Consider the following 17,957-nt stretch of genomic DNA (forward strand, 5'->3'; position numbering starts at 1 on the left):
TAAACGCAAATCATTCGAGAGGCTTACCATGGCCAAAACACTTAAAGATCTGCTGCTTGCATTGCTCAACGCGACACTCATCCTCGTGGCTCTTTGCTTATTTCTAGGCTGGAAACTGGCATCGACAGTCGAGGGCGTCACCACGGTCTTCTCGGAAAAAGTCCAGTTTATCGCGCCCTTGAAGGACGAAATTCTCGGCGTTCGGGGGGAACTTGCGGCGCTACGCAATGATCTTGCCGAGGTGCAATCAAGCGGCTCAGTCACAGATATTGCCGAAAGACTGCGGATATCCACGGCGCTGGTAAAACTGGATAATCTGGAACAAAGAATGCAAGGCGCGCAAGCCAGCATTGCCGAGTTGACCGACTCTCCGGACAAGCTGATCAATTCCGCCATAGAGAAATCGGCCGACGTGGTCGCCGACCGAATTATTGCCATTCGAGGTTGCGTGCCGCAGTACTAGAGGGACGCCTGCAATTCGCGTACCGTCGAACCATATCCACCCATGTCGACATAGGCGGCTTCGTGTTCGGTCATCGGACGGTCCAGTGCTTCGTTCCGATAAGGGAAACGCCCAAATTTGCGTATCACCTCACGATGTGCTCGTGCGTGCAGCAGATTGCTTTTATCGCTGTCACTCATGTTCTGGCACATCAAACGGACACAGCGTTCCTGATCACACAGATTTTCCGAATGCATCATCGGCAGGTAAAAGAACTGCCGCGCTGGTTCGTCGATCTTGAGATCCCACCCCTTGTCCACCGCACATTTCGCGGCCGACAATGCGGCGCGATCTGACGCAAAAGCCTTGGCGCTGCCGCGGAACATGTTGCGCGGGAACTGGTCCATCAAAATGATGTAGGCCAGTGACCCACTAGGATACGTCAACCAAAGAGAGAATTTGCCTTCATTCGCGGCTTCCCAGGTGGTCAAAAACCGTTCGCGAATTTCTGCGTCCAAGGCATCGTCCTGTAGATACCAACCCTTGGGACCAATCTCATCTAACCAATAACTCAATACTTCTTCAGGCCCTACCATTGCCCTAACTCCGTCGTGTTGCCCTCCCCAGGGACGTAAGGTCATTTAAGGATGTTTTTCAGGATTGTAACAGTAAAAAATTGCAACATTCGCGACATATTCTTGTGTCTTAGGCAACATCTTGCGTTTCGGCCTCGGCTTCGGCGGCTTCAATGGCAACCTCTTGCGCCACTTCGACCGCAACTGGCGAGGCTGTCGCGTAGACAGGAGACATGGTGCCGGTCTCATCCACCGGGATCGCCGCACGCTGCGTCATTCGGTACAGCGCATAAACAGCCATCGTCGCAAGCAACGCGGCGATGAACAGGAAGAACCCCTGCGGGCCAAAGACGCTGTCCCCCATCAGCCAGCCGGTGATCAGCGGGCCGGCAATCGCGCCAAGACCGTTGATGAACAGCAAACCACCCGAGGCTGCGGCCATATCTTCATGATCCAGAAAATCGTTCGCGTGGGCAATCAACAGCGAATACAGCGGGTTCGACATGCCTCCGATCACGAAGGCCGCGCCCAGCAGGATTGGAAAAGTGACTCCGAACAACATGCCCGCCAATGCTGCACACGTCCCCACTCCTGCAACCAACATGATCAGGAAGCGCCGATCCATGCGATCCGACATCCAGCCCAACGGGTATTGAAGCACCAAGGCACCGATATAGAACGCAGCAATAAAGGTCGAAATTTCAACCAGAGTCAGGCCTGCGCGGGCACCGTAGACCGACGCCATACCGAACTGAGCCGAGAACACACCACCCAACAGGAACATGCCGACGCAGCCCAAAGGTGAGCTTTTGAAAAGCTCGCGCAGTGTCATCGGTTTGGTAGTATCGAATGCTGGTGTTGGTGAAATTGACAAAAGAATGGGAGCAAAAGAAATCGAAACCAAAATAGATGCGACAACAAAAGTGTCGAAACCAGCTGGGTCCCCCAACAAGACCAACCCTTGGGCAGTGATGATGCCAGTCATCTGGAAGATCATGTACAGCGACAAGGCCTGACCACGATTTTCATTGCTGGCCGCATTGTTCAGCCAGCTTTCGGCGGTGACATACACGCCGGAAAAGCAGAACCCAATTACGAAGCGACCCAGAATCCAGACAAACGGATTGGTCATCAACGGGTAAAGGATCATGACGGCCGAAATGAAAGACGCCAGTGCAGCAAACACCCGAACGTGTCCGACCCTTCGGATCATTTCCGGTGCAAGGCGCGAACCGCCCAGAAAACCCATAAAATACGCTGACATTACGAACGACATCTCAAGGGTCGAAAAGCCCTCGATCTCGCCCCGAACTCCCAGGATCGTGCCTTGCAGGCCGTTGCCGACCATTAGCAAGCCCATACCAAGAAGAAGCGCCCACGCGCTGGACAGGACCTGAATCATTGGGGCCTCCGAAAAATGCCGACCTGTATTATGGATTCGTTTTTATATGAAAAACGGCTCTGATCGCGCTTGTCTACGACATTGCAGGTAGACGATCCCGACAACGCGCCCCTTATGGGATCAAAAGCGACGCGTCTCCGTAGGAAAAGAAACGATATTTCTGTTCAATCGCATGCGCGTAGACATCACGCATCCGGTCCTGCCCCATCAGTGCCGAAACCAGCATCAGCAGGGTGGATTTCGGCAGATGGAAGTTGGTCATCAACGCGTCGGTGACGTGGAATTCAAAACCGGGATAGATGAAGATATCAGTATCACCCTCCCACGGCTCGATCTGCCCGGACCGTGCGGCGCTTTCGATCAGGCGCAGGGCGGTGGTGCCCACGGGGATCACCCGCCCTCCGGCGGCTTTGGTGGCGCGGATTTCTTCGACGGCCGAGGCGCTGACCTTGCCCCATTCGGCGTGCATCTTGTGGGTGGTCACGTCTTCGACTTTGACCGGCAGGAAGGTCCCAGCCCCCACATGCAAGGTTACATGGCTGATGGCGACGCCGCGGCCTTCAAGTGCCTGCATCAGCGCCTGATCAAAATGCAGTGACGCCGTGGGGGCCGCGACGGCACCTGAATTGCGCGCCCAGATCGTTTGATAATCGGTCTTGTCTTGTTCGTCCGCCGGGCGTTTGGCCGCAATGTAGGGCGGCAACGGCATTGCGCCGGCCTGTTCCAGCGCGGCATCGAAATCCTCGCCCGTCAGGTTGAATCGCAAATAAGCCTGGCCATCTTCGACCCGGTCCAGCGTGGCGCTGAGGTCATCGGAAAACTTTATGTCTTCACCCAGCTTGACCTTTTTCAACGGTTTGATCAGCGCCGCCCATGTGCCGTCAGCCTGCGGGTCCAGCAAGGTCGCTTCGATCGCGGCCGAGACCGGCCCCTGTGCGGTGTCGCGATGGCGGCGACCGTTCAGGCGCGCGGGGATAACGCGCGTATCGTTCAGCACCAGCCGGTCACCGGGTTTCAGCCAATCCGGCAGATCAAACACATGGGCGTCCGTTACCGTTTCACCATTGGCCACAAGCAGCCGCGCAGACGAGCGTGGGCTCGCCGGGCGTGTGGCAATCAGGTCTTCGGGCAGGTGGAAATCAAAGTCGCTGAGTTTCATGGCCGCGCCATACAGCGCCCCACTTCCCAATTCAACGGTCTGATGGTGGTGCCCCGAAAGTTCGTTTCGGCTCATCCGGTTTTATCGGCTGTGCATTTGGCCCATCGGACACCGTGGGTGCTGGAGCCCTCAGTAGGTTTCGCAGAAACAGTGGTGCCAGCCCAGACAACGGATTGACCGACACTTTCGGGTCCCGCAACGGTCCGGTCAGGGTATAGTTGAAACCGATGACGCCCTCACCTTTTTTAGTGAAAACACTGCCAATCGCGTTCACCAGATAGATCGGAGAAATCGCGCCACGCAGGTTCAGCGTTCCGGCAACCGTGTTGATGGTGCCGTCAAAGGACAAACCCATCGACGGACCTACCGCGCTGCCGCTGAGGACTTTGACTTCGGTCGGGGTGATGCGCATCCGGCTTTCGATTGACGAGAAAAAGATGCCCTGCCCGGCCATTTCATTGACCAGACCAACAAGGCTGATGGCGTTCAGCAGCGCGGCCATGGCCGGGGCATCCTTGATGTATGTATTGGTAATTTTCGCGATCACGTCATAGTTGCCGGGCCCGGCAACCGGTTCCAGTTGCACGTTCAGAGACCCGCTTCGCGCCTGTGTGATCATGCCCGCAGACCGCAGTACCGCCCCCGCGTCATCCGAGGTCAGCGTCACCGCGCTGCGATCCGCACGTGGAGAGACCTGCCCGCGAACAGACGCGCCCCCGTTTACGTTGGCGGTGAAGGCGCCGTTGACACCGCCGGTGGTTTGAAACGCGCCCTTGAACCCGGTCAGGGCTATGGTCTCGGTTACTTGCAAACGGTCCAATGTCACGTCCATTCGGGGGCCGGTACCGGAACCGCCACCACTACCGCCGCCGCCACTGCCAAAAGTCGCGCGCCCCAGATCCATCACGCCACCCAGCACCCGAATATCCGGCACTGCCCCACCTCGATTGACCAGCTCGGCCGGAACCGCCAGCCAATTGCCCAGATCAAACGAGCTGAACTGAACTCGGTCGAAATTTCCGTCGTTGAACGAGATCGACGCAGTGGTGCGCAATCCGGCTGCATCCAGCTTGAGTTCGTCCACTCGCAGGTTGTCCCCCAGCGTGGCCTCAAGCGTCATCGTGCCGGGCGTGCCCGTCCCCTTGCGCCAGCCCAGTTCGGGAATAGCCAGCGCGACGCCTTTCAAATCGGACGATGCGGTCAGCTTTGGCGGAGTACCTGCGCCAATACCCAGCGCAATATCCGCCGTGCCCTGCCCCGTCAGCATCCCCCGAGGCAACCCGGCATTCAACTCGGTCATCAATCGGGGGGACAATTCGATCTGGCCCGTCAATTCGCTGCGCTGCGCTTCGGTTCCACCGATCGGTTGTCGCCAAGCAGCTTGGATGGGAACATCGCCAAACAATCCTTCGCCGGAAATTTTAACGCCGGTTTGGTTGCCTTCAAGCGAAAGCTGGTCGGCGCTGACCGAAAAGCCAGGAACCAGTTTGTCACTTTCTACATTATCGATATCACCAAGAAAGTGGAATTCGGTGTCTTCGAATTTCAACCCCTTCTTCATTGGCAGCGACAATGTTCCGGCAAGATTTACAGTACCTTCGACCAGATCAACCGGCAGGTTCGCTTTGGTTAGCAAGCTGAGCGGCGGGCGATCAAGCAGCGACAACGCAGCGGTCGCACTCCCTTTGGCCGTGATCCGGGTAATCGACGGGGAAATCCCCTTGATCTCGGTATCGGGGATGATGAAGGACGTGCCCGTGGCATCAACTGCGCCCCCTTCATCCGCGATGACAACACCCGATTCAGCGGTGGCGGTGAAACGGTGATTGATCAGACTGGCCTGTCCCTGTGCGTTCTCAAGCGGCGGCAGGGTCTTGGCGAACCTGATCTTTGCCTCGTCAAAACCGAAATCCAGATAGATATCTGGTTTGCTGTCTGGCCGCAGCCGCAAAGCAAAGTCAACGTCCGAGAACCGCCCTTCATACAAATTCTCTTGGACCCAAAGCCGTGGTTTTGACGCCAGGCGTTCAGGCCAGTAGTTCAACAGCTCATCCCCGTTCATGCTGTCCAGATGCGCATCCAGTTGCGCCGCCCAACCCTCGGGTTCGCCGATCAGCTTGCCAGAACCCAGCAACCGATAGTTGGCGTCTTCGACCATGATCTGACCCAACCGCAATTCGAACGGGGCCAATTTCATCTTCATATCAAGTTCGGCGCGTGCCAGGTTCAGCGATTCTGGAAACAGGTTGGCCGGGTTGATGTTGATGTTGCTGAGGCTCAGCTGCGAGGTCAGGCTTTCTAACGCACCGTTTTCAATTCCACGCAGGAACGCCTTGCCCTCGGCATGAAACGCGCCCCATGCGGACACCACCGAGACTTCGTTGAAGTCCAGCTCCTGCCGCGTGGGGTTGTAGGTGAAGTAGGTTCTGGCGGACTCGAATGGAATGGGGCGCGTTTCCTGCGTGGGCTGCACCGCGCCTGCCCCAAGGTTTAGCGTTGCAAACAGCGGCCCCAACGCCGCCTTGTCGTCAATGCTACCGCGCAACGCCCCAGAGATCGGTGCTTTGAGAACCTGCAACCACGACAGGGCAAGACTTTGGCTGGCGATGTCTTCGGCTGGCAGGTCGGTGATCGAAATGCCGAACCGCGCCTGTGGCGTACCCAGAACACTGGTATAGTTCGCCTCGATCGAGCTTGCATAGTCGCGCCCGGTCAGCACGGAAAACCCCGTGGCCAGATGCATTTCATCGCCGGTGCGGGTCACAGTGATATGCCCACCGTCGAATACCCAGGCCCGCCCAAGGCGCAGATCCTGATAATCCAGCGTCAGCGATTCCAAGTCGACCGAACGCAACCCGGACAGGATAGGCGACAGGAATACATCATCCGATTGCTCGATCAGTTGGGCCAGGTCCGGTGCTTGCTGCACAGGGGCGCTGCCCGAACCAACTGTCAGCGACAATGCCCCGTCCAGGCCCCGGGTCAGCGCGATCTGTGCATCGCGAAGGATGATGCGGCGCGGGCGGATTTGACCCCGTAAAAGCCCGCGCATCGACAATCGGGTGCGCAGGTCCGAAACCTGCGCAATCTGCTGCCCGGCTGCGTCGCTGATCGTCACGTCGCTCAGCTGCAGACGGGGACGCCATTCCTCGTTCACGATAAAGTTGACGTCGCCAAACCGGATTTTCAGCCCTCCGAGGCTGTGTTCAAGGCGCTGTTCAACCTGCTTTCGCAACCATTCGGGTGCATGAAGATTCTGGCCGATCAGAAAAAACCAGCCCGCAAAGACCAACAGCCCCAGCGACAGGACCGTCCAACCAGAAAAATGCGCGGCAATACGACGACGGGACCGGCGACGCCGGGGCTTTTTGGGCTGCGACGCACTTTTGTCTTCGTGCTGCACCAATTTTCTATCCACGTCTTCCAACCCGCCCGCGCCGCCCTATGATGTCGAGCAGCCCTTAAAAAACTTTAGCGGAGTTTCCAATGCCCGACGTTTCAGACATCGCCCCTGATTTCACTTTGCCCCGCGACGGAGGCGGCGAGGTCACATTGTCAGCCCTGCGCGGCGGCACCGTCGTTCTGTTCTTCTATCCTCGTGATGATACGCCGGGCTGCACCAAGGAATCCATCGGTTTCTCGGAACAACTTCAAGCCTTTGGTGACGCGGGCGCTCACGTTTTCGGCATCTCGCGGGACGGCGTCGCCAAGCATGACAAGTTTGTCGCCAAGCACAATCTGACCACTCCGCTGTTGTCGGATGAGGGCTCGTCGGTCTGCGAGGACTATGGCGTATGGGTTGAAAAGAATATGTACGGTAAGAAATCGATGGGCATTCAGCGCTCGACCTTCATCATCGATGCCGATGGCAAAATCGCCAAGATCTGGCGCAAGGTTAAAGTGCCCGGTCACGTGGATGAGGTGCTGGAAGCCGTACGGGCGATGTAACGCCCCTCGACCAAGCGCGCCATCCGGTCTAAGAGCCGCGCGTGCAATCAAGCGGAGAAACATGGTGCCCAAAACGCTGACCCAGATGGCGACTGAGGTTCTGACAACGGCGGATGGTCGGGAAAAAACCACCCTGTCCAAAAGTCATGCCGCCGCGTGGTTCGCATCGCGCAGCGGTGACGCGCCAGAGATCGAGATCGGCACCGCTACGCCACCGCTGCAACCCGCGCGCCCGGATCAGCCTGAACTGCTTTCCCCGCGCGAGGTACCGAAACGGAAACCGGGTACAGAAGCGGGCCGTATCGCCCTGCTACACGCCGTCGCGCATATCGAGTTGAACGCCGTCGATCTGCATTGGGACATCATCGCCCGCTTTGGTCATGTACCTATGCCTGTCGGGTTTTATGACGACTGGGTTAAATGCGCCGAAGAGGAATCGCGTCATTTCGAGATGGTGTGCGATTGCCTTGAGGCCATGGGCAGCAACTATGGCGCTCTGCCCGCCCATGCCGGGATGTGGCGCGCGGCCGAGGACACCGCCGAAGATTTGATGGGTCGATTGGCCGTGGTTCCCATGGTGCTTGAGGCACGCGGGCTGGACGTGACCCCCGGCATGATCGACATATTCCGCAAGGCCAAGGACGAAAAAGCTATCGCTGCGCTGGAAGTCATTTATGCCGAAGAGGTTGGGCATGTGGCTTATGGCTCGAAATGGTTTCATTTCCTGTGTGGGCGCGAGAATGCCGATCCCAAGGATGTGTTTCACCAATTGGTTCGCCGGTACTTTCACGGCGTGTTGAAGCCACCTTTCAACGAAGAAAAACGCGCCGAGGCCGGGTTGCCGCCTGATTTCTACTGGCCCCTGACCGAGGAGCTGCCCGCGCCCGGCTCGGCGCAATAAACGCGCGCAAATTGATGTTATCGGCAATTTCCCGCCGAGATTTGGCGGGAATAACGCGGTTTCATGTGTGAACTAGTTTACAAACTTGCCCAAATCACGCGTGCCCTCTATGCACTTCGCCAAAGGGACGGCTATCACTCACGACCGGTCCCGAATCTTGGGGATGAGAGGTGAAGACGCGTGCGAACACGTCTGGCAATTAAGTTACACTCACTGCTCGAGCGGCATTTTCCCGAACGCCGGGTTTTTCTGAAATCTGACAACGACACGCGGTTTATCCGGCTCAGCTCGGAAACGCAGATATTCGCCGTCGCCGGCGTTGCGGTGTTTGTTGGCTGGACCACAGTCGCTACGGCGATTTTGCTGATGGACAGCATCGGATCGGGTAATTTCCGCGAGCAAGCCAAGCGGGATCAGGCAACTTATCAAGACCGTCTGAACATCCTGTCGACGGAACGGGATGCCCGGGCGCAAGAAGCGCTGGCCGCGCAAGACCGGTTCAACGCGGCGCTGGAACAGATATCGGCGATGCAATCGGAGCTGCTGGCGTCGGAAAACCGCCGCCGCGAGCTTGAGACCGGGATCGAGGTCATCCAGACCACCCTGCGCGCCACGATGAAACAACGCGAAGAGGCCCGCACCGAGCTGGCCAGCATGCAGGTCGAGACCGATGACGGCGACATTTATATGACCGCTGCAGGCGACCCGGAACAAATGAATTTCATGACCGACGCTCTGGTCCGGACGGCACAAGAGCGCGACCAAATCGCCGCCGATGCACAGGATGCTTTGGCACAGCGCGACGATCTTGAGTTGGAAATCCGTTTGATGCAGGAACGCAGCGACGAGATTTTCCGCCAACTGGAAGAGGCGATGATTATCTCGGTTGAGCCTCTGGACAAAATGTTCCGCCAGGCCGGTATGCCCACCGACCGTATTATCGAAGAAGTCCGCCGCGGCTATAGCGGCATGGGTGGCCCCCTCACCCCCATCTCATTCAGCACGCGCGGAGAGGACCTGACCCCCGACGAAATCCGCGCAAATGTGTTGCTGCAACAGATGGACCAGCTGAACCTGTACCGCATTGCCGCCGAAAAAGCCCCCTTTGCCAGCCCGGTGCATGATGTGGTGCGCTTTACCAGCGGCTTTGGCACGCGACGGGATCCAAAAACCGGGGGGCGGCGCATGCACAATGGGGCGGATTTTGCCGGTGCCCACGGAACCGACATCTTTGCCACCGCCGACGGAATCGTCACCCATGCGGGCTGGCAATCCGGGTTCGGCAGGCTGGTGAAAATCAAGCACGCGTTCGGGGTTGAGACTCTTTACGCTCATAATACCAAGATCCGGGTCAAGGTTGGCCAAAGGGTCTCGCGCGGGGATCATATTGCTGATATGGGTAGCACTGGACGGTCTACCGGCACGCATCTGCACTATGAGGTTCGCGTCGACGGTGTGCCAAGAAATCCAATGACTTACATTAAGGCTGCGAGAAATGTTTTCTAAGAGCAAAATCAACGAGCCCGCATCCGACGCCCCCGAGACAGCAAAACCTGCTGCTCCGGCGACACCGGCTGCCCCTGCACCGGCGGAAACCAAGGCCAGCACCGCGCCCAAGCCCAAACCTCCGGCATCGGTTCTGTCCTCGGATCTGCACATCACAGGCAATCTGAAAACCACGGGCGACATCCAGGTCGAAGGCACAGTAGAAGGCGACATCCGCGCACACCTGCTGACCATCGGCGAAACCGCGACCATCAAGGGCGAAGTCACCGCTGATGACGTCGTGATCAACGGCCGCATCGTGGGCCGCGTGCGTGGCCTGAAGGTGCGCCTGACCTCGTCTGCCCGTGTCGAAGGCGACATCATTCACAAGACCATCGCCATCGAAAGCGGCGCGCATTTCGAAGGTTCGGTGCAGCGTCAGGACGACCCGCTGAATCCTGGCCGCAGCGGCAAGTCGGGCGCCAACCCAGCGGCCGAGGTCAAGCAGTAACACTGCCCCTAAATTTGAATAAGCAAACGCCGCGGGTCAGCCTGCGGCGTTTTTCTTTTGCCCTTGCCGGTTGCTGTGGTCGGTATAGGGTTCTGACATGTTGATCTTTTTCTCTATCCTTCTGTTGATTGCGGGCTTCTTTCTGTACCGCCACTGGTCAAAGTCCCAAGCGCGGCAGGCCCTGCTGGCCACGCCCTTGACCGACCACCAGCGCAGGCTGATCGAGCAGCAAGTACCACTGATCCGCCGCCTTCCCGCCGATCTGCGGGCCAAGCTGGACGGCAAGGTGAACCTTTTTCTGGACCAGGCGGAGTTCCACGGCTGCGACGGGCTGGAGGTCACCGAAGAAATGGAGCTGGCCATAGCCGCGCAAGCCAGTCTGCTGCTGGTTAACAGCGACCTCTGGTACGATCACCTGACAACCATCCTGATCTATCCTAGCGCCTTCAAATCACGTCAGCGCCGGCAGGATGGCTATGTCGTCAGTGAAAAAGAGATCGTACGCACCGGCGAAAGCTGGGATCGCGGGCCGGTCATTTTGTCCTGGTCACACAGCAAGCAAGGCGCCGCGAATGATCACGATGGGCAGAACGTCGTCCTGCACGAGTTTGCGCATCAGGTCGATGACCTGTCTGGGGGCACCAACGGCGTTCCGATCCTGAGCGACGGTCAGAGCTTTGCGGAGTGGGAACGTGTTTTCCTGACAGCCTATGACTCCCATGTCCGCGCAGTCGAGCATGGCCAACATACGGTTATCGATCCTTATGGTGCCGTGGGTCACGAAGAGTTCTTTGCCGTGTCGGTCGAGGTGTTTTTTGAACAGCCCCGGCAGCTCAAGGCCGCTGTTCCCGATGTTTATAAACAGCTGTCAAAGCTGTTTCGACTTGATCCAGCCAGTTGGGACAACGCAAAGAAATGAAGCCAACAGGGACGTCAAAAGTCATCCCTGAACACAGTTGGAGAATTTTCTCCTTATCCTGACATTGCACAAATTGTAATTTTTGAATTACGCTTAAACCAGTGTTTTCAGGAGGGATTTTCATGGCACCTAAACTCATGGCCGAGTTCTTCGGCACATTCTGGCTGGTACTGGGCGGGTGTGGCAGCGCCGTTCTGGCGGCTGGCGTTGCTGACGTAGGCATCGGCTGGTTGGGCGTTTCCTTTGCCTTCGGCCTGACGGTTCTGACCATGGCATACGCGGTTGGACATATCTCGGGCGGGCATTTCAACCCGGCGGTCAGCCTTGGTTTGATGATCGGTGGCAGGTTCCCGGCGCAAGAACTGATCCCCTATTGGATCGCGCAGGTGATCGGCGCCATTGCTGCTGCGGCCGTTTTGTACCTGATCGTCAGCGGCGCACCAGGGTTCGAAGGTGTTGGCGGGTTCGCCTCGAACGGGTACGGCGAGGCGTCACCCGAAGGTTATTCAATGATGTCCGCATTGGTGATTGAGATCGTGATGACCGCGTTCTTCATTGTGGTCATACTAGGCGCAACATCCAACTTTGCACCTGACGGGTTCGCTCCGATCGCGATTGGCCTCTGCCTGACCCTGATCCACCTGATTTCGATCCCGGTGACCAACACGTCGGTCAACCCGGCACGTTCTACCGGCGTGGCCCTGTTTGCTGACGGCCCGGCGCTGGCGCAGCTCTGGCTGTTCTGGGTCGCCCCACTTATCGGCGCAGCCATCGGGGCGCTGATTTGGCAAATGATGGGTGACGACTGAGACAAAAAAGCCCCGATGCCGATGCGCATCGGGGCTTTTTTTATTATTCGGTGACAGTGACTTTTTTCATCACGTCCGGTTGACCGATCACTGCGCCGTTCGGGCCTTCGCCGCGCTTGATCGCGTCCACCACGTCCATGCCGTCAGTGACCTGACCGACAACCGTGTATTGGCCGTTCAGAAACGGACCCGGTTCGAACATGATGAAGAACTGCGAATTCGCGCTGTCTGGATCCTGCGCTCGCGCCATGCCGACGACACCGCGGTCATAGTTGAAATCCGAGAACTCGGCAGGCAAATCGGGGCGATCAGATCCACCGGTTCCGGCACGACGCATGTCGCCACCGATACGGCCGAATTCAACATCTCCGGTCTGCGCCATGAAACCGTCGATGACACGGTGGAACACCACGCCGTCATACTTGCCCTCAGAGGCCAGAGCACTGATCTGCTCGACATGTTTGGGGGCGATGTCATCAAATAGGTCAACGGTGACGGTGCCGTTGGCGCCCTCACCTTCGATCTCGATCTGCAGGCCCGTGGCCAGCGCAGGGCTGGCCAGCAGGGCAAAAGCGGCGGCCAGCTTATACATCAGACGCAACCTTGACGCTGATCATGCGGTCGGGGCTTGCAGGCGGCTCGCCACGCACGATGGCATCTACATGCTCCATCCCGTCGATGACGCGGCCGTAAACGGTGTACTGGCCATTCAGGAAGTGGTTGTCTTTGAAGTTGATGAAGAACTGCGAGTTGGCCGAGTCCGGGTTTTGCGAACGGGCCGCACCCAAGGTGCCACGGTCATGTGGCAGCTTCGAGAATTCTGCCGGGACGTTCGGCAAAGACGAGCCGCCAGTGCCCGCCATACGCAGGTTGAACCCGTCTTCCATGTCGCCGTGCTGCACGTCGCCGGTTTGCGCCATGAAACCGTCGATCACACGGTGGAAGGCCACGTTGTCATACTCACCACCACGCGCCAGTTCCTTCATCCGGGCGCTGTGCTGCGGGGCAACATCCGGCAGCAGCTCGATGACGACATTGCCGTCTTTCAGTTCCATGATGATCGTGTTTTCGGGATCCTTGATCTCGGCCATGAGGCCCTCCTGTCGTTTATCTTGCGCAAATACCTATGCGCCACGCGCGTGAATGCCAAGTGACGCATTGACCTGAAGGCAAAATGCAGGAAAAGAACCGCCTGAATCTGTTGTAATGGCAAGGATAGAGCGATGGGCTGGAAAACTCTGGACGATATGGACCTGAACGGCAAACGCGTGCTGGTGCGCGTCGATATCAACGTGCCGGTCGTTGACGGGGTTGTGACCGATGCGACCCGTATTCAGCGTATCGTCCCGACCGTTCGCGATATCCTCGCAGCCGGGGGCAAGCCTATCCTGCTGGCCCATTTCGGTCGCCCTGGTGGCGAGCGGCGCGAGAACCTGTCGCTGAAACAACTGATCCCCACGCTTGAAGCCGCCTTTGGCACCGAAGTTCTATTCGCCGCAGATTGCGTCGGCACCGAGGCTGATCTGGCCGCCGAAGCCCTGAAGCCCGGTCAGGTGCTGCTGCTGGAGAACACCCGCTTTCACGCCGCCGAAACCAAGAACGACGCCGATCTGGCCGCGGGCATGGCCAAACTGGGCGACATCTATTGCAACGACGCGTTCTCAGCCGCCCACCGCGCCCACAGCTCGACCGAGGCCATCGCGCGGCTACTGCCTGCTTGTGCTGGCCGCTTGATGCAGGCCGAGCTTGAGGCGCTGGAAGGCGCACTGGGTGCGCCCAAGCGCCCTGTGACAGCGGTTGTTGGGGGGGCAAAGGTATCAACCAAGCTAGAGCTGCTGGGCAACTTGATCGACAAGGTTGATTACCTTGTGATCGGTGGCGGTATGGCGAATACGTTTTTGGTCGCTCAGGGAGTTAGCGTTGGCAAATCATTGGCGGAAACAGCGATGAAGGACACCGCAGCCGAGATCTTGACCAAGGCTGAAACCTCGGGCTGTAAGATCGTACTGCCTTCGGACGTTGTGGTCGCCGAGAAATTCGAGGCAAATGCCCCACATCAGGTGTTGCCAGCCGATCAATGCACCGAAGACGGAATGATCCTGGACGCTGGTCCTGAAAGCGTAACGACCATTACGGACATATTTGGTCAGAGCCAGACCCTGATCTGGAACGGTCCGCTGGGCGCGTTCGAGATCGAACCCTTTGACACCGCCACCAACGCAGCGGCCCTAAAAGCGGCGGCGCTGACACGGTCGGGACAGCTGGTTTCGGTCGCTGGCGGCGGTGACACAGTCGCAGCGCTGAATGCATCCGGTGCGGCCAAGGATTTCTCGTATATCTCGACCGCTGGCGGCGCGTTCCTGGAATGGATGGAAGGTAAAACCCTGCCCGGCGTCGCCGCCCTAGAAGGTCAGGCGTAAGGTCAAAATTGGTCGCATTTCGGGCCTCATGGTAGTCTCTCCTTGTTGAATCGGAGATTTTGTCATGAGGTTCATAGTCTGCCTGGTCACCATATTGATACCTGCCTACTCTGCGGCACAATCCAGCTGCGAAGGGCAAACGCAACTCGACGCCAATTTCTGCGCCAAGGAAAAGTGGGAAATCGCTGATCGCGAACTGAACCGTATCTGGGCTGAGGTCAAACCAATGGCCGACGCACGTGGAAACGGTCAGGCCCTATTGGACGAACAGCGCGCCTGGCTGAAAGCGCGCGACGCAGCCTGCGACCCGGAACTGGATAGTGACGGCAGCGCGGCGCCCATGTTCTATTGGGATTGCATGGAACAACAAACCCTGACGCGCAATCAGATCCTAAAGTCTGCGCGCTGAGAAACTTAATCCGACCATTCGCGAAAAAGTGCGAATCAAGGGATTCACAAGCCGAATCACCTGTGACATAGTGCGAACAGATGCCCGCAAAGGGCACGTTTTTGAGGCAGACTTCATACGGCGGTAAACAGAGTGTCCCGTTCCCATCGGCCCGGTTTGGGCGCAGTTGTATTCTTCATGGTGGCTTTCATGCTGGGTGTGTATTTCACCTTCGCCGCCGTGCAGGGCGACTATGGCCTATTCAGACGGGTCGAGATTGCAGCGGAACGGGACGCCCTGTCACAAGACCTGGCCAAGCTTAAGGCCGAGATCGCCGAGATGGATAACCTGACCCGCCGTTTGTCCGACACTTATTTGGACCTCGATCTGCTGGATCAGCAGGCCCGCTCGGTTCTTGGCATGATCCGTTCGGACGAAATTGTCATCCGCTAAGCCGGACCGCCATTTTTCTTGGAAATCCAACTTTGCCCGAAGGTTCCCCCGGCCTGAAGCCGCGCGAAATGACGATGCGTCATATTTACTCTCGCCAGATTGCCGGAAATGCTTTATGAGATAGTTTAACGCTAAACTATCTGTCCGGAAGGGGGAGATCGCCACGATGGCTGCGCGAAAAACCACAAAGAAACCAAATGTTTCTGCGGAAGAGCTTAAAACCTACTACCGCGAAATGCTTTTGATCCGCCGATTCGAAGAAAAAGCAGGTCAGCTTTACGGCATGGGCCTGATTGGCGGGTTCTGCCACCTGTATATCGGGCAAGAAGCTGTCGTTGTGGGCCTTGAGGCCGCAGCCAAGGAAGGTGACAAGCGCATCACCTCATACCGCGACCACGGCCACATGCTGGCATGTGGGATGGAGCCGGGTGGTGTGATGGCCGAACTGACCGGGCGCGAAGGTGGGTTGTCCAAAGGTAAGGGCGGCTCAATGCACATGTTCTCGAAAGAGAAGCACTTCTACGGCGGCCACGGTATCGTTGGCGCGCAGGTGCCATTGGGTGCAGGTCTGGCTTTTGCCGACAAGTACAAGGGAAACGGTGGCGTGACCTTCACCTATTTCGGTGATGGCGCAGCGAACCAGGGTCAAGTCTATGAGACCTTCAACATGGCCGCGCTGTGGGAACTGCCGGTGGTGTTCGTGATCGAGAACAACCAGTACGCCATGGGCACCGCTCAGGCGCGTTCGACGTCTTCCGCTGACATCTACCACCGAGGTCAAGCCTTTGGGATACCAGGCGAAATGGTCGACGGCATGGATGTTCTAGCGGTTAAAGCCGCAGGTGAAAAAGCCGTCGCGCACTGCCGCGCAGGCAAAGGCCCCTACATTCTGGAAATCAAGACCTATCGCTATCGCGGCCACTCGATGTCCGACCCGGCCAAGTACCGCACCCGCGAAGAGGTTCAGAAGGTTCGTGAACAAAGCGACCCGATCGAACATGTGCGCGAGCTGTTGCTGACCGGCAAACACGCGACCGAGGAGGATCTGAAGGCGATCGACAAAGAGATCAAAGAGATCGTCAACCAGGCCGCCGAATTCTCGAAAGAAAGCCCCGAGCCGTCGCTGGATGAGCTCTGGACAGATATCTACGCCTGAGAGGACGATTAAGACATGGCAACCGAAATTCTCATGCCCGCACTCTCGCCCACGATGGAAGAGGGCACATTGGCCAAATGGCTGGTCAAGGAAGGCGATACCGTTTCTTCCGGCGACATCATGGCCGAAATTGAAACCGACAAGGCGACAATGGAATTCGAAGCGGTCGATGAAGGCATCGTCGGCAAGATCCTGATCGCGGAAGGCACCGAAGGGGTCAAGGTTAACACCCCAATCGCGGTTCTGATCGAGGAAGGCGAAGACGCCTCGGCCCTGCCCGCGGCTACGCCTGCAGCCACAGCGGTGGCCGAGGCCGCCCCAGCGGCGGTTGAGGCCCCCGCTCCATCCACGGCGCCGGCAGCACCAGTTGTTGATCTGTCACCCGATTGGCCTGCCGACGCCGAGATGAAATCTGAAACGGTCCGCGAAGCCCTGCGCGACGCCATGGCCGAAGAGATGCGCCGCGACGAAGATGTCTACCTGATGGGCGAAGAGGTCGCCGAATATCAGGGCGCTTACAAGATTTCCCAAGGCTTGCTGGACGAATTCGGGTCCAAGCGCGTAATCGACACCCCGATCACCGAGCATGGCTTCGCCGGTATCGCGGTTGGCTCTGCCTTTGGCGGGTTGAAACCGATTGTCGAGTTCATGACTTTCAACTTCGCCATGCAGGCGATGGACCAGATCATCAACTCGGCCGCCAAGACGCTCTATATGTCCGGTGGTCAGATGGGCTGCCCCATCGTGTTCCGTGGCCCTAACGGTGCCGCTGCCCGCGTGGCCGCACAGCACTCTCAGGACTATGCCGCATGGTACATGCAGGTCCCCGGCCTGAAGGTAGTGATGCCCTATTCTGCAGCCGACGCCAAAGGCCTGCTGAAATCAGCGATCCGCGATCCCAACCCTGTGGTCTTCCTGGAAAACGAAATCCTCTATGGCCGCTCCTTCGATATGCCACAGGTCGATGACCTGGCCATCCCTTTGGGCAAAGCCCGTATCTGGCGCGAAGGCTCGGACGTGACCATCGTCAGCTTTGGCATCGGCATGCAGTTCGCGTTGGAAGCAGCCGACAAGCTGGCCGAGGAAGGCATCAACGCGGAAGTGATCGACTTGCGCACTATCCGCCCCATGGATACCGGCGCGATCATCAACTCAGTGATGAAAACCAACCGCCTGGTGACCGTAGAAGAAGGCTGGCCGCAAGGTTCGGTCGGCAGCTACATCTCGTCCGTAGTGATGCAGGAGGCGTTCGACTACCTCGACGCGCCCATTATTAATTGCACCGGCAAGGATGTGCCAATGCCCTACGCCGCCAACCTTGAAAAGTTGGCTCTGATCACCACCGATGAGGTGATCGCCGCTGTCAAACAAGTGACTTACCGGTAAGGA

The 17,957-nt window shown here is 58.0% G+C and carries 18 protein-coding genes; 12 read left to right on the forward strand and 6 right to left on the reverse strand.

Annotation, left to right across the window (positions count from 1 at the left end; all coding sequences use genetic code 11):
* The first annotated feature begins 28 nt into the window (after window positions 1-28).
* Window positions 29-463: a hypothetical protein gene (locus ACR0B8_RS06760; protein ID WP_170358937.1), complete on the forward strand. Its 435-nt coding sequence runs from the start codon at window positions 29-31 to the stop codon at window positions 461-463.
* On the opposite strand, the gene ACR0B8_RS06765 is transcribed toward ACR0B8_RS06760, so the two are convergent.
* The 4 genes from ACR0B8_RS06765 to ACR0B8_RS06780 all read right to left on the reverse strand — a co-directional run bounded on the left by ACR0B8_RS06765 (window position 460) and on the right by ACR0B8_RS06780 (window position 6,996).
* A complete protein-coding gene (locus tag ACR0B8_RS06765; protein WP_480658103.1) occupies window positions 460-1,038 on the reverse strand; it encodes a DUF924 family protein in 579 nt (192 codons plus the stop codon). The genes ACR0B8_RS06760 and ACR0B8_RS06765 overlap by 4 nt on opposite strands.
* Window positions 1,039-1,147: 109 nt before the next feature.
* Entirely contained in the window at window positions 1,148-2,419 is a 1,272-nt protein-coding gene (locus ACR0B8_RS06770; RefSeq protein WP_170349031.1) for an MFS transporter, read from the reverse strand.
* Between the two features lie 112 nt (window positions 2,420-2,531).
* On the reverse strand, window positions 2,532-3,578 hold the full coding sequence (gene queA / locus ACR0B8_RS06775; protein WP_170359338.1) for a tRNA preQ1(34) S-adenosylmethionine ribosyltransferase-isomerase QueA: 1,047 nt from the start codon (window positions 3,576-3,578) through the stop codon (window positions 2,532-2,534).
* A 31-nt stretch (window positions 3,579-3,609) separates the two neighbouring features.
* Window positions 3,610-6,996: a YhdP family protein gene (locus ACR0B8_RS06780; protein ID WP_226688326.1), complete on the reverse strand. Its 3,387-nt coding sequence runs from the start codon at window positions 6,994-6,996 to the stop codon at window positions 3,610-3,612.
* Between the two features lie 68 nt (window positions 6,997-7,064).
* On the opposite strand from ACR0B8_RS06780, the gene ACR0B8_RS06785 reads away from it, so the two are divergent.
* From ACR0B8_RS06785 to aqpZ, 6 genes are all read left to right on the forward strand, one after another.
* Window positions 7,065-7,526: a peroxiredoxin gene (locus ACR0B8_RS06785; protein WP_226688325.1), complete on the forward strand. Its 462-nt coding sequence runs from the start codon at window positions 7,065-7,067 to the stop codon at window positions 7,524-7,526.
* Window positions 7,527-7,587: 61 nt separating this feature from the next.
* Complete coding sequence (locus ACR0B8_RS06790) at window positions 7,588-8,427, forward strand: ferritin-like domain-containing protein (protein ID WP_226688324.1); 840 nt, start codon at window positions 7,588-7,590, stop codon at window positions 8,425-8,427.
* A gap of 180 nt (window positions 8,428-8,607) precedes the next feature.
* The gene (locus ACR0B8_RS06795; RefSeq protein WP_170396172.1) at window positions 8,608-9,933 is read left to right on the forward strand and encodes a DUF5930 domain-containing protein; all 1,326 of its coding nucleotides are present in this window, start codon (window positions 8,608-8,610) and stop codon (window positions 9,931-9,933) included.
* Window positions 9,923-10,423: a bactofilin family protein gene (locus ACR0B8_RS06800; protein WP_170349036.1), complete on the forward strand. Its 501-nt coding sequence runs from the start codon at window positions 9,923-9,925 to the stop codon at window positions 10,421-10,423. Before ACR0B8_RS06795 ends, ACR0B8_RS06800 begins: the two co-directional genes overlap by 11 nt.
* 97 nt (window positions 10,424-10,520) lie before the next feature.
* Complete coding sequence (locus ACR0B8_RS06805; protein ID WP_480658099.1) at window positions 10,521-11,342, forward strand: M90 family metallopeptidase; 822 nt, start codon at window positions 10,521-10,523, stop codon at window positions 11,340-11,342.
* A gap of 122 nt (window positions 11,343-11,464) precedes the next feature.
* The gene (gene aqpZ, locus ACR0B8_RS06810) at window positions 11,465-12,151 is read left to right on the forward strand and encodes an aquaporin Z (RefSeq protein ID WP_170358950.1); all 687 of its coding nucleotides are present in this window, start codon (window positions 11,465-11,467) and stop codon (window positions 12,149-12,151) included.
* A gap of 43 nt (window positions 12,152-12,194) precedes the next feature.
* On the opposite strand, the gene ACR0B8_RS06815 is transcribed toward aqpZ, so the two are convergent.
* On the reverse strand, window positions 12,195-12,743 hold the full coding sequence (locus ACR0B8_RS06815) for a peptidylprolyl isomerase (RefSeq protein WP_170358952.1): 549 nt from the start codon (window positions 12,741-12,743) through the stop codon (window positions 12,195-12,197).
* Window positions 12,736-13,242 (reverse strand): peptidylprolyl isomerase, encoded by a 507-nt coding sequence (locus tag ACR0B8_RS06820; protein WP_170349040.1) that lies wholly within the window; start codon window positions 13,240-13,242, stop codon window positions 12,736-12,738. Before ACR0B8_RS06820 ends, ACR0B8_RS06815 begins: the two co-directional genes overlap by 8 nt.
* Window positions 13,243-13,374: 132 nt before the next feature.
* Here ACR0B8_RS06820 and ACR0B8_RS06825 point away from each other — a divergent pair, with 132 nt between their 5' ends.
* From ACR0B8_RS06825 to ACR0B8_RS06845, 5 genes are all read left to right on the forward strand, one after another.
* Window positions 13,375-14,571, forward strand: a complete 1,197-nt coding sequence (locus ACR0B8_RS06825; protein ID WP_170358954.1) for a phosphoglycerate kinase — start codon at window positions 13,375-13,377, stop codon at window positions 14,569-14,571.
* A gap of 64 nt (window positions 14,572-14,635) precedes the next feature.
* On the forward strand, window positions 14,636-14,980 hold the full coding sequence (locus ACR0B8_RS06830; protein WP_170349042.1) for a lysozyme inhibitor LprI family protein: 345 nt from the start codon (window positions 14,636-14,638) through the stop codon (window positions 14,978-14,980).
* Between the two features lie 132 nt (window positions 14,981-15,112).
* Entirely contained in the window at window positions 15,113-15,412 is a 300-nt protein-coding gene (locus ACR0B8_RS06835) for an FtsB family cell division protein (protein ID WP_170349043.1), read from the forward strand.
* Between the two features lie 166 nt (window positions 15,413-15,578).
* Entirely contained in the window at window positions 15,579-16,568 is a 990-nt protein-coding gene (gene pdhA, locus ACR0B8_RS06840) for a pyruvate dehydrogenase (acetyl-transferring) E1 component subunit alpha (protein ID WP_170349044.1), read from the forward strand.
* Window positions 16,569-16,583: 15 nt separating this feature from the next.
* Window positions 16,584-17,954, forward strand: a complete 1,371-nt coding sequence (locus ACR0B8_RS06845) for a pyruvate dehydrogenase complex E1 component subunit beta (protein WP_226688323.1) — start codon at window positions 16,584-16,586, stop codon at window positions 17,952-17,954.
* Window positions 17,955-17,957: the final 3 nt, after the last annotated feature.

Source organism: Ruegeria sp. BH6, assembly GCF_056538105.1.

What these genes read in the sequence shown, in the direction of transcription:
- ACR0B8_RS06790 (WP_226688324.1), top strand. Translation starts at nt 7,588, where the DNA reads ATGGTGCCCAAAACGCTGACCCAGATGGCGACTGAGGTTCTGACAACG.
- ACR0B8_RS06785 (WP_226688325.1), top strand. Translation starts at nt 7,065, where the DNA reads ATGCCCGACGTTTCAGACATCGCCCCTGATTTCACTTTGCCCCGCGAC.
- ACR0B8_RS06845 (WP_226688323.1), top strand. Translation starts at nt 16,584, where the DNA reads ATGGCAACCGAAATTCTCATGCCCGCACTCTCGCCCACGATGGAAGAG.
- ACR0B8_RS06830 (WP_170349042.1), top strand. Translation starts at nt 14,636, where the DNA reads ATGAGGTTCATAGTCTGCCTGGTCACCATATTGATACCTGCCTACTCT.
- pdhA (WP_170349044.1), top strand. Translation starts at nt 15,579, where the DNA reads ATGGCTGCGCGAAAAACCACAAAGAAACCAAATGTTTCTGCGGAAGAG.
- ACR0B8_RS06815 (WP_170358952.1), bottom strand. Translation starts at nt 12,743, where the DNA reads ATGTATAAGCTGGCCGCCGCTTTTGCCCTGCTGGCCAGCCCTGCGCTG.
- aqpZ (WP_170358950.1), top strand. Translation starts at nt 11,465, where the DNA reads ATGGCACCTAAACTCATGGCCGAGTTCTTCGGCACATTCTGGCTGGTA.
- ACR0B8_RS06770 (WP_170349031.1), bottom strand. Translation starts at nt 2,419, where the DNA reads ATGATTCAGGTCCTGTCCAGCGCGTGGGCGCTTCTTCTTGGTATGGGC.
- ACR0B8_RS06760 (WP_170358937.1), top strand. Translation starts at nt 29, where the DNA reads ATGGCCAAAACACTTAAAGATCTGCTGCTTGCATTGCTCAACGCGACA.
- ACR0B8_RS06765 (WP_480658103.1), bottom strand. Translation starts at nt 1,038, where the DNA reads ATGGTAGGGCCTGAAGAAGTATTGAGTTATTGGTTAGATGAGATTGGT.
- ACR0B8_RS06800 (WP_170349036.1), top strand. Translation starts at nt 9,923, where the DNA reads ATGTTTTCTAAGAGCAAAATCAACGAGCCCGCATCCGACGCCCCCGAG.
- queA (WP_170359338.1), bottom strand. Translation starts at nt 3,578, where the DNA reads ATGAAACTCAGCGACTTTGATTTCCACCTGCCCGAAGACCTGATTGCC.
- ACR0B8_RS06805 (WP_480658099.1), top strand. Translation starts at nt 10,521, where the DNA reads ATGTTGATCTTTTTCTCTATCCTTCTGTTGATTGCGGGCTTCTTTCTG.
- ACR0B8_RS06820 (WP_170349040.1), bottom strand. Translation starts at nt 13,242, where the DNA reads ATGGCCGAGATCAAGGATCCCGAAAACACGATCATCATGGAACTGAAA.
- ACR0B8_RS06825 (WP_170358954.1), top strand. Translation starts at nt 13,375, where the DNA reads ATGGGCTGGAAAACTCTGGACGATATGGACCTGAACGGCAAACGCGTG.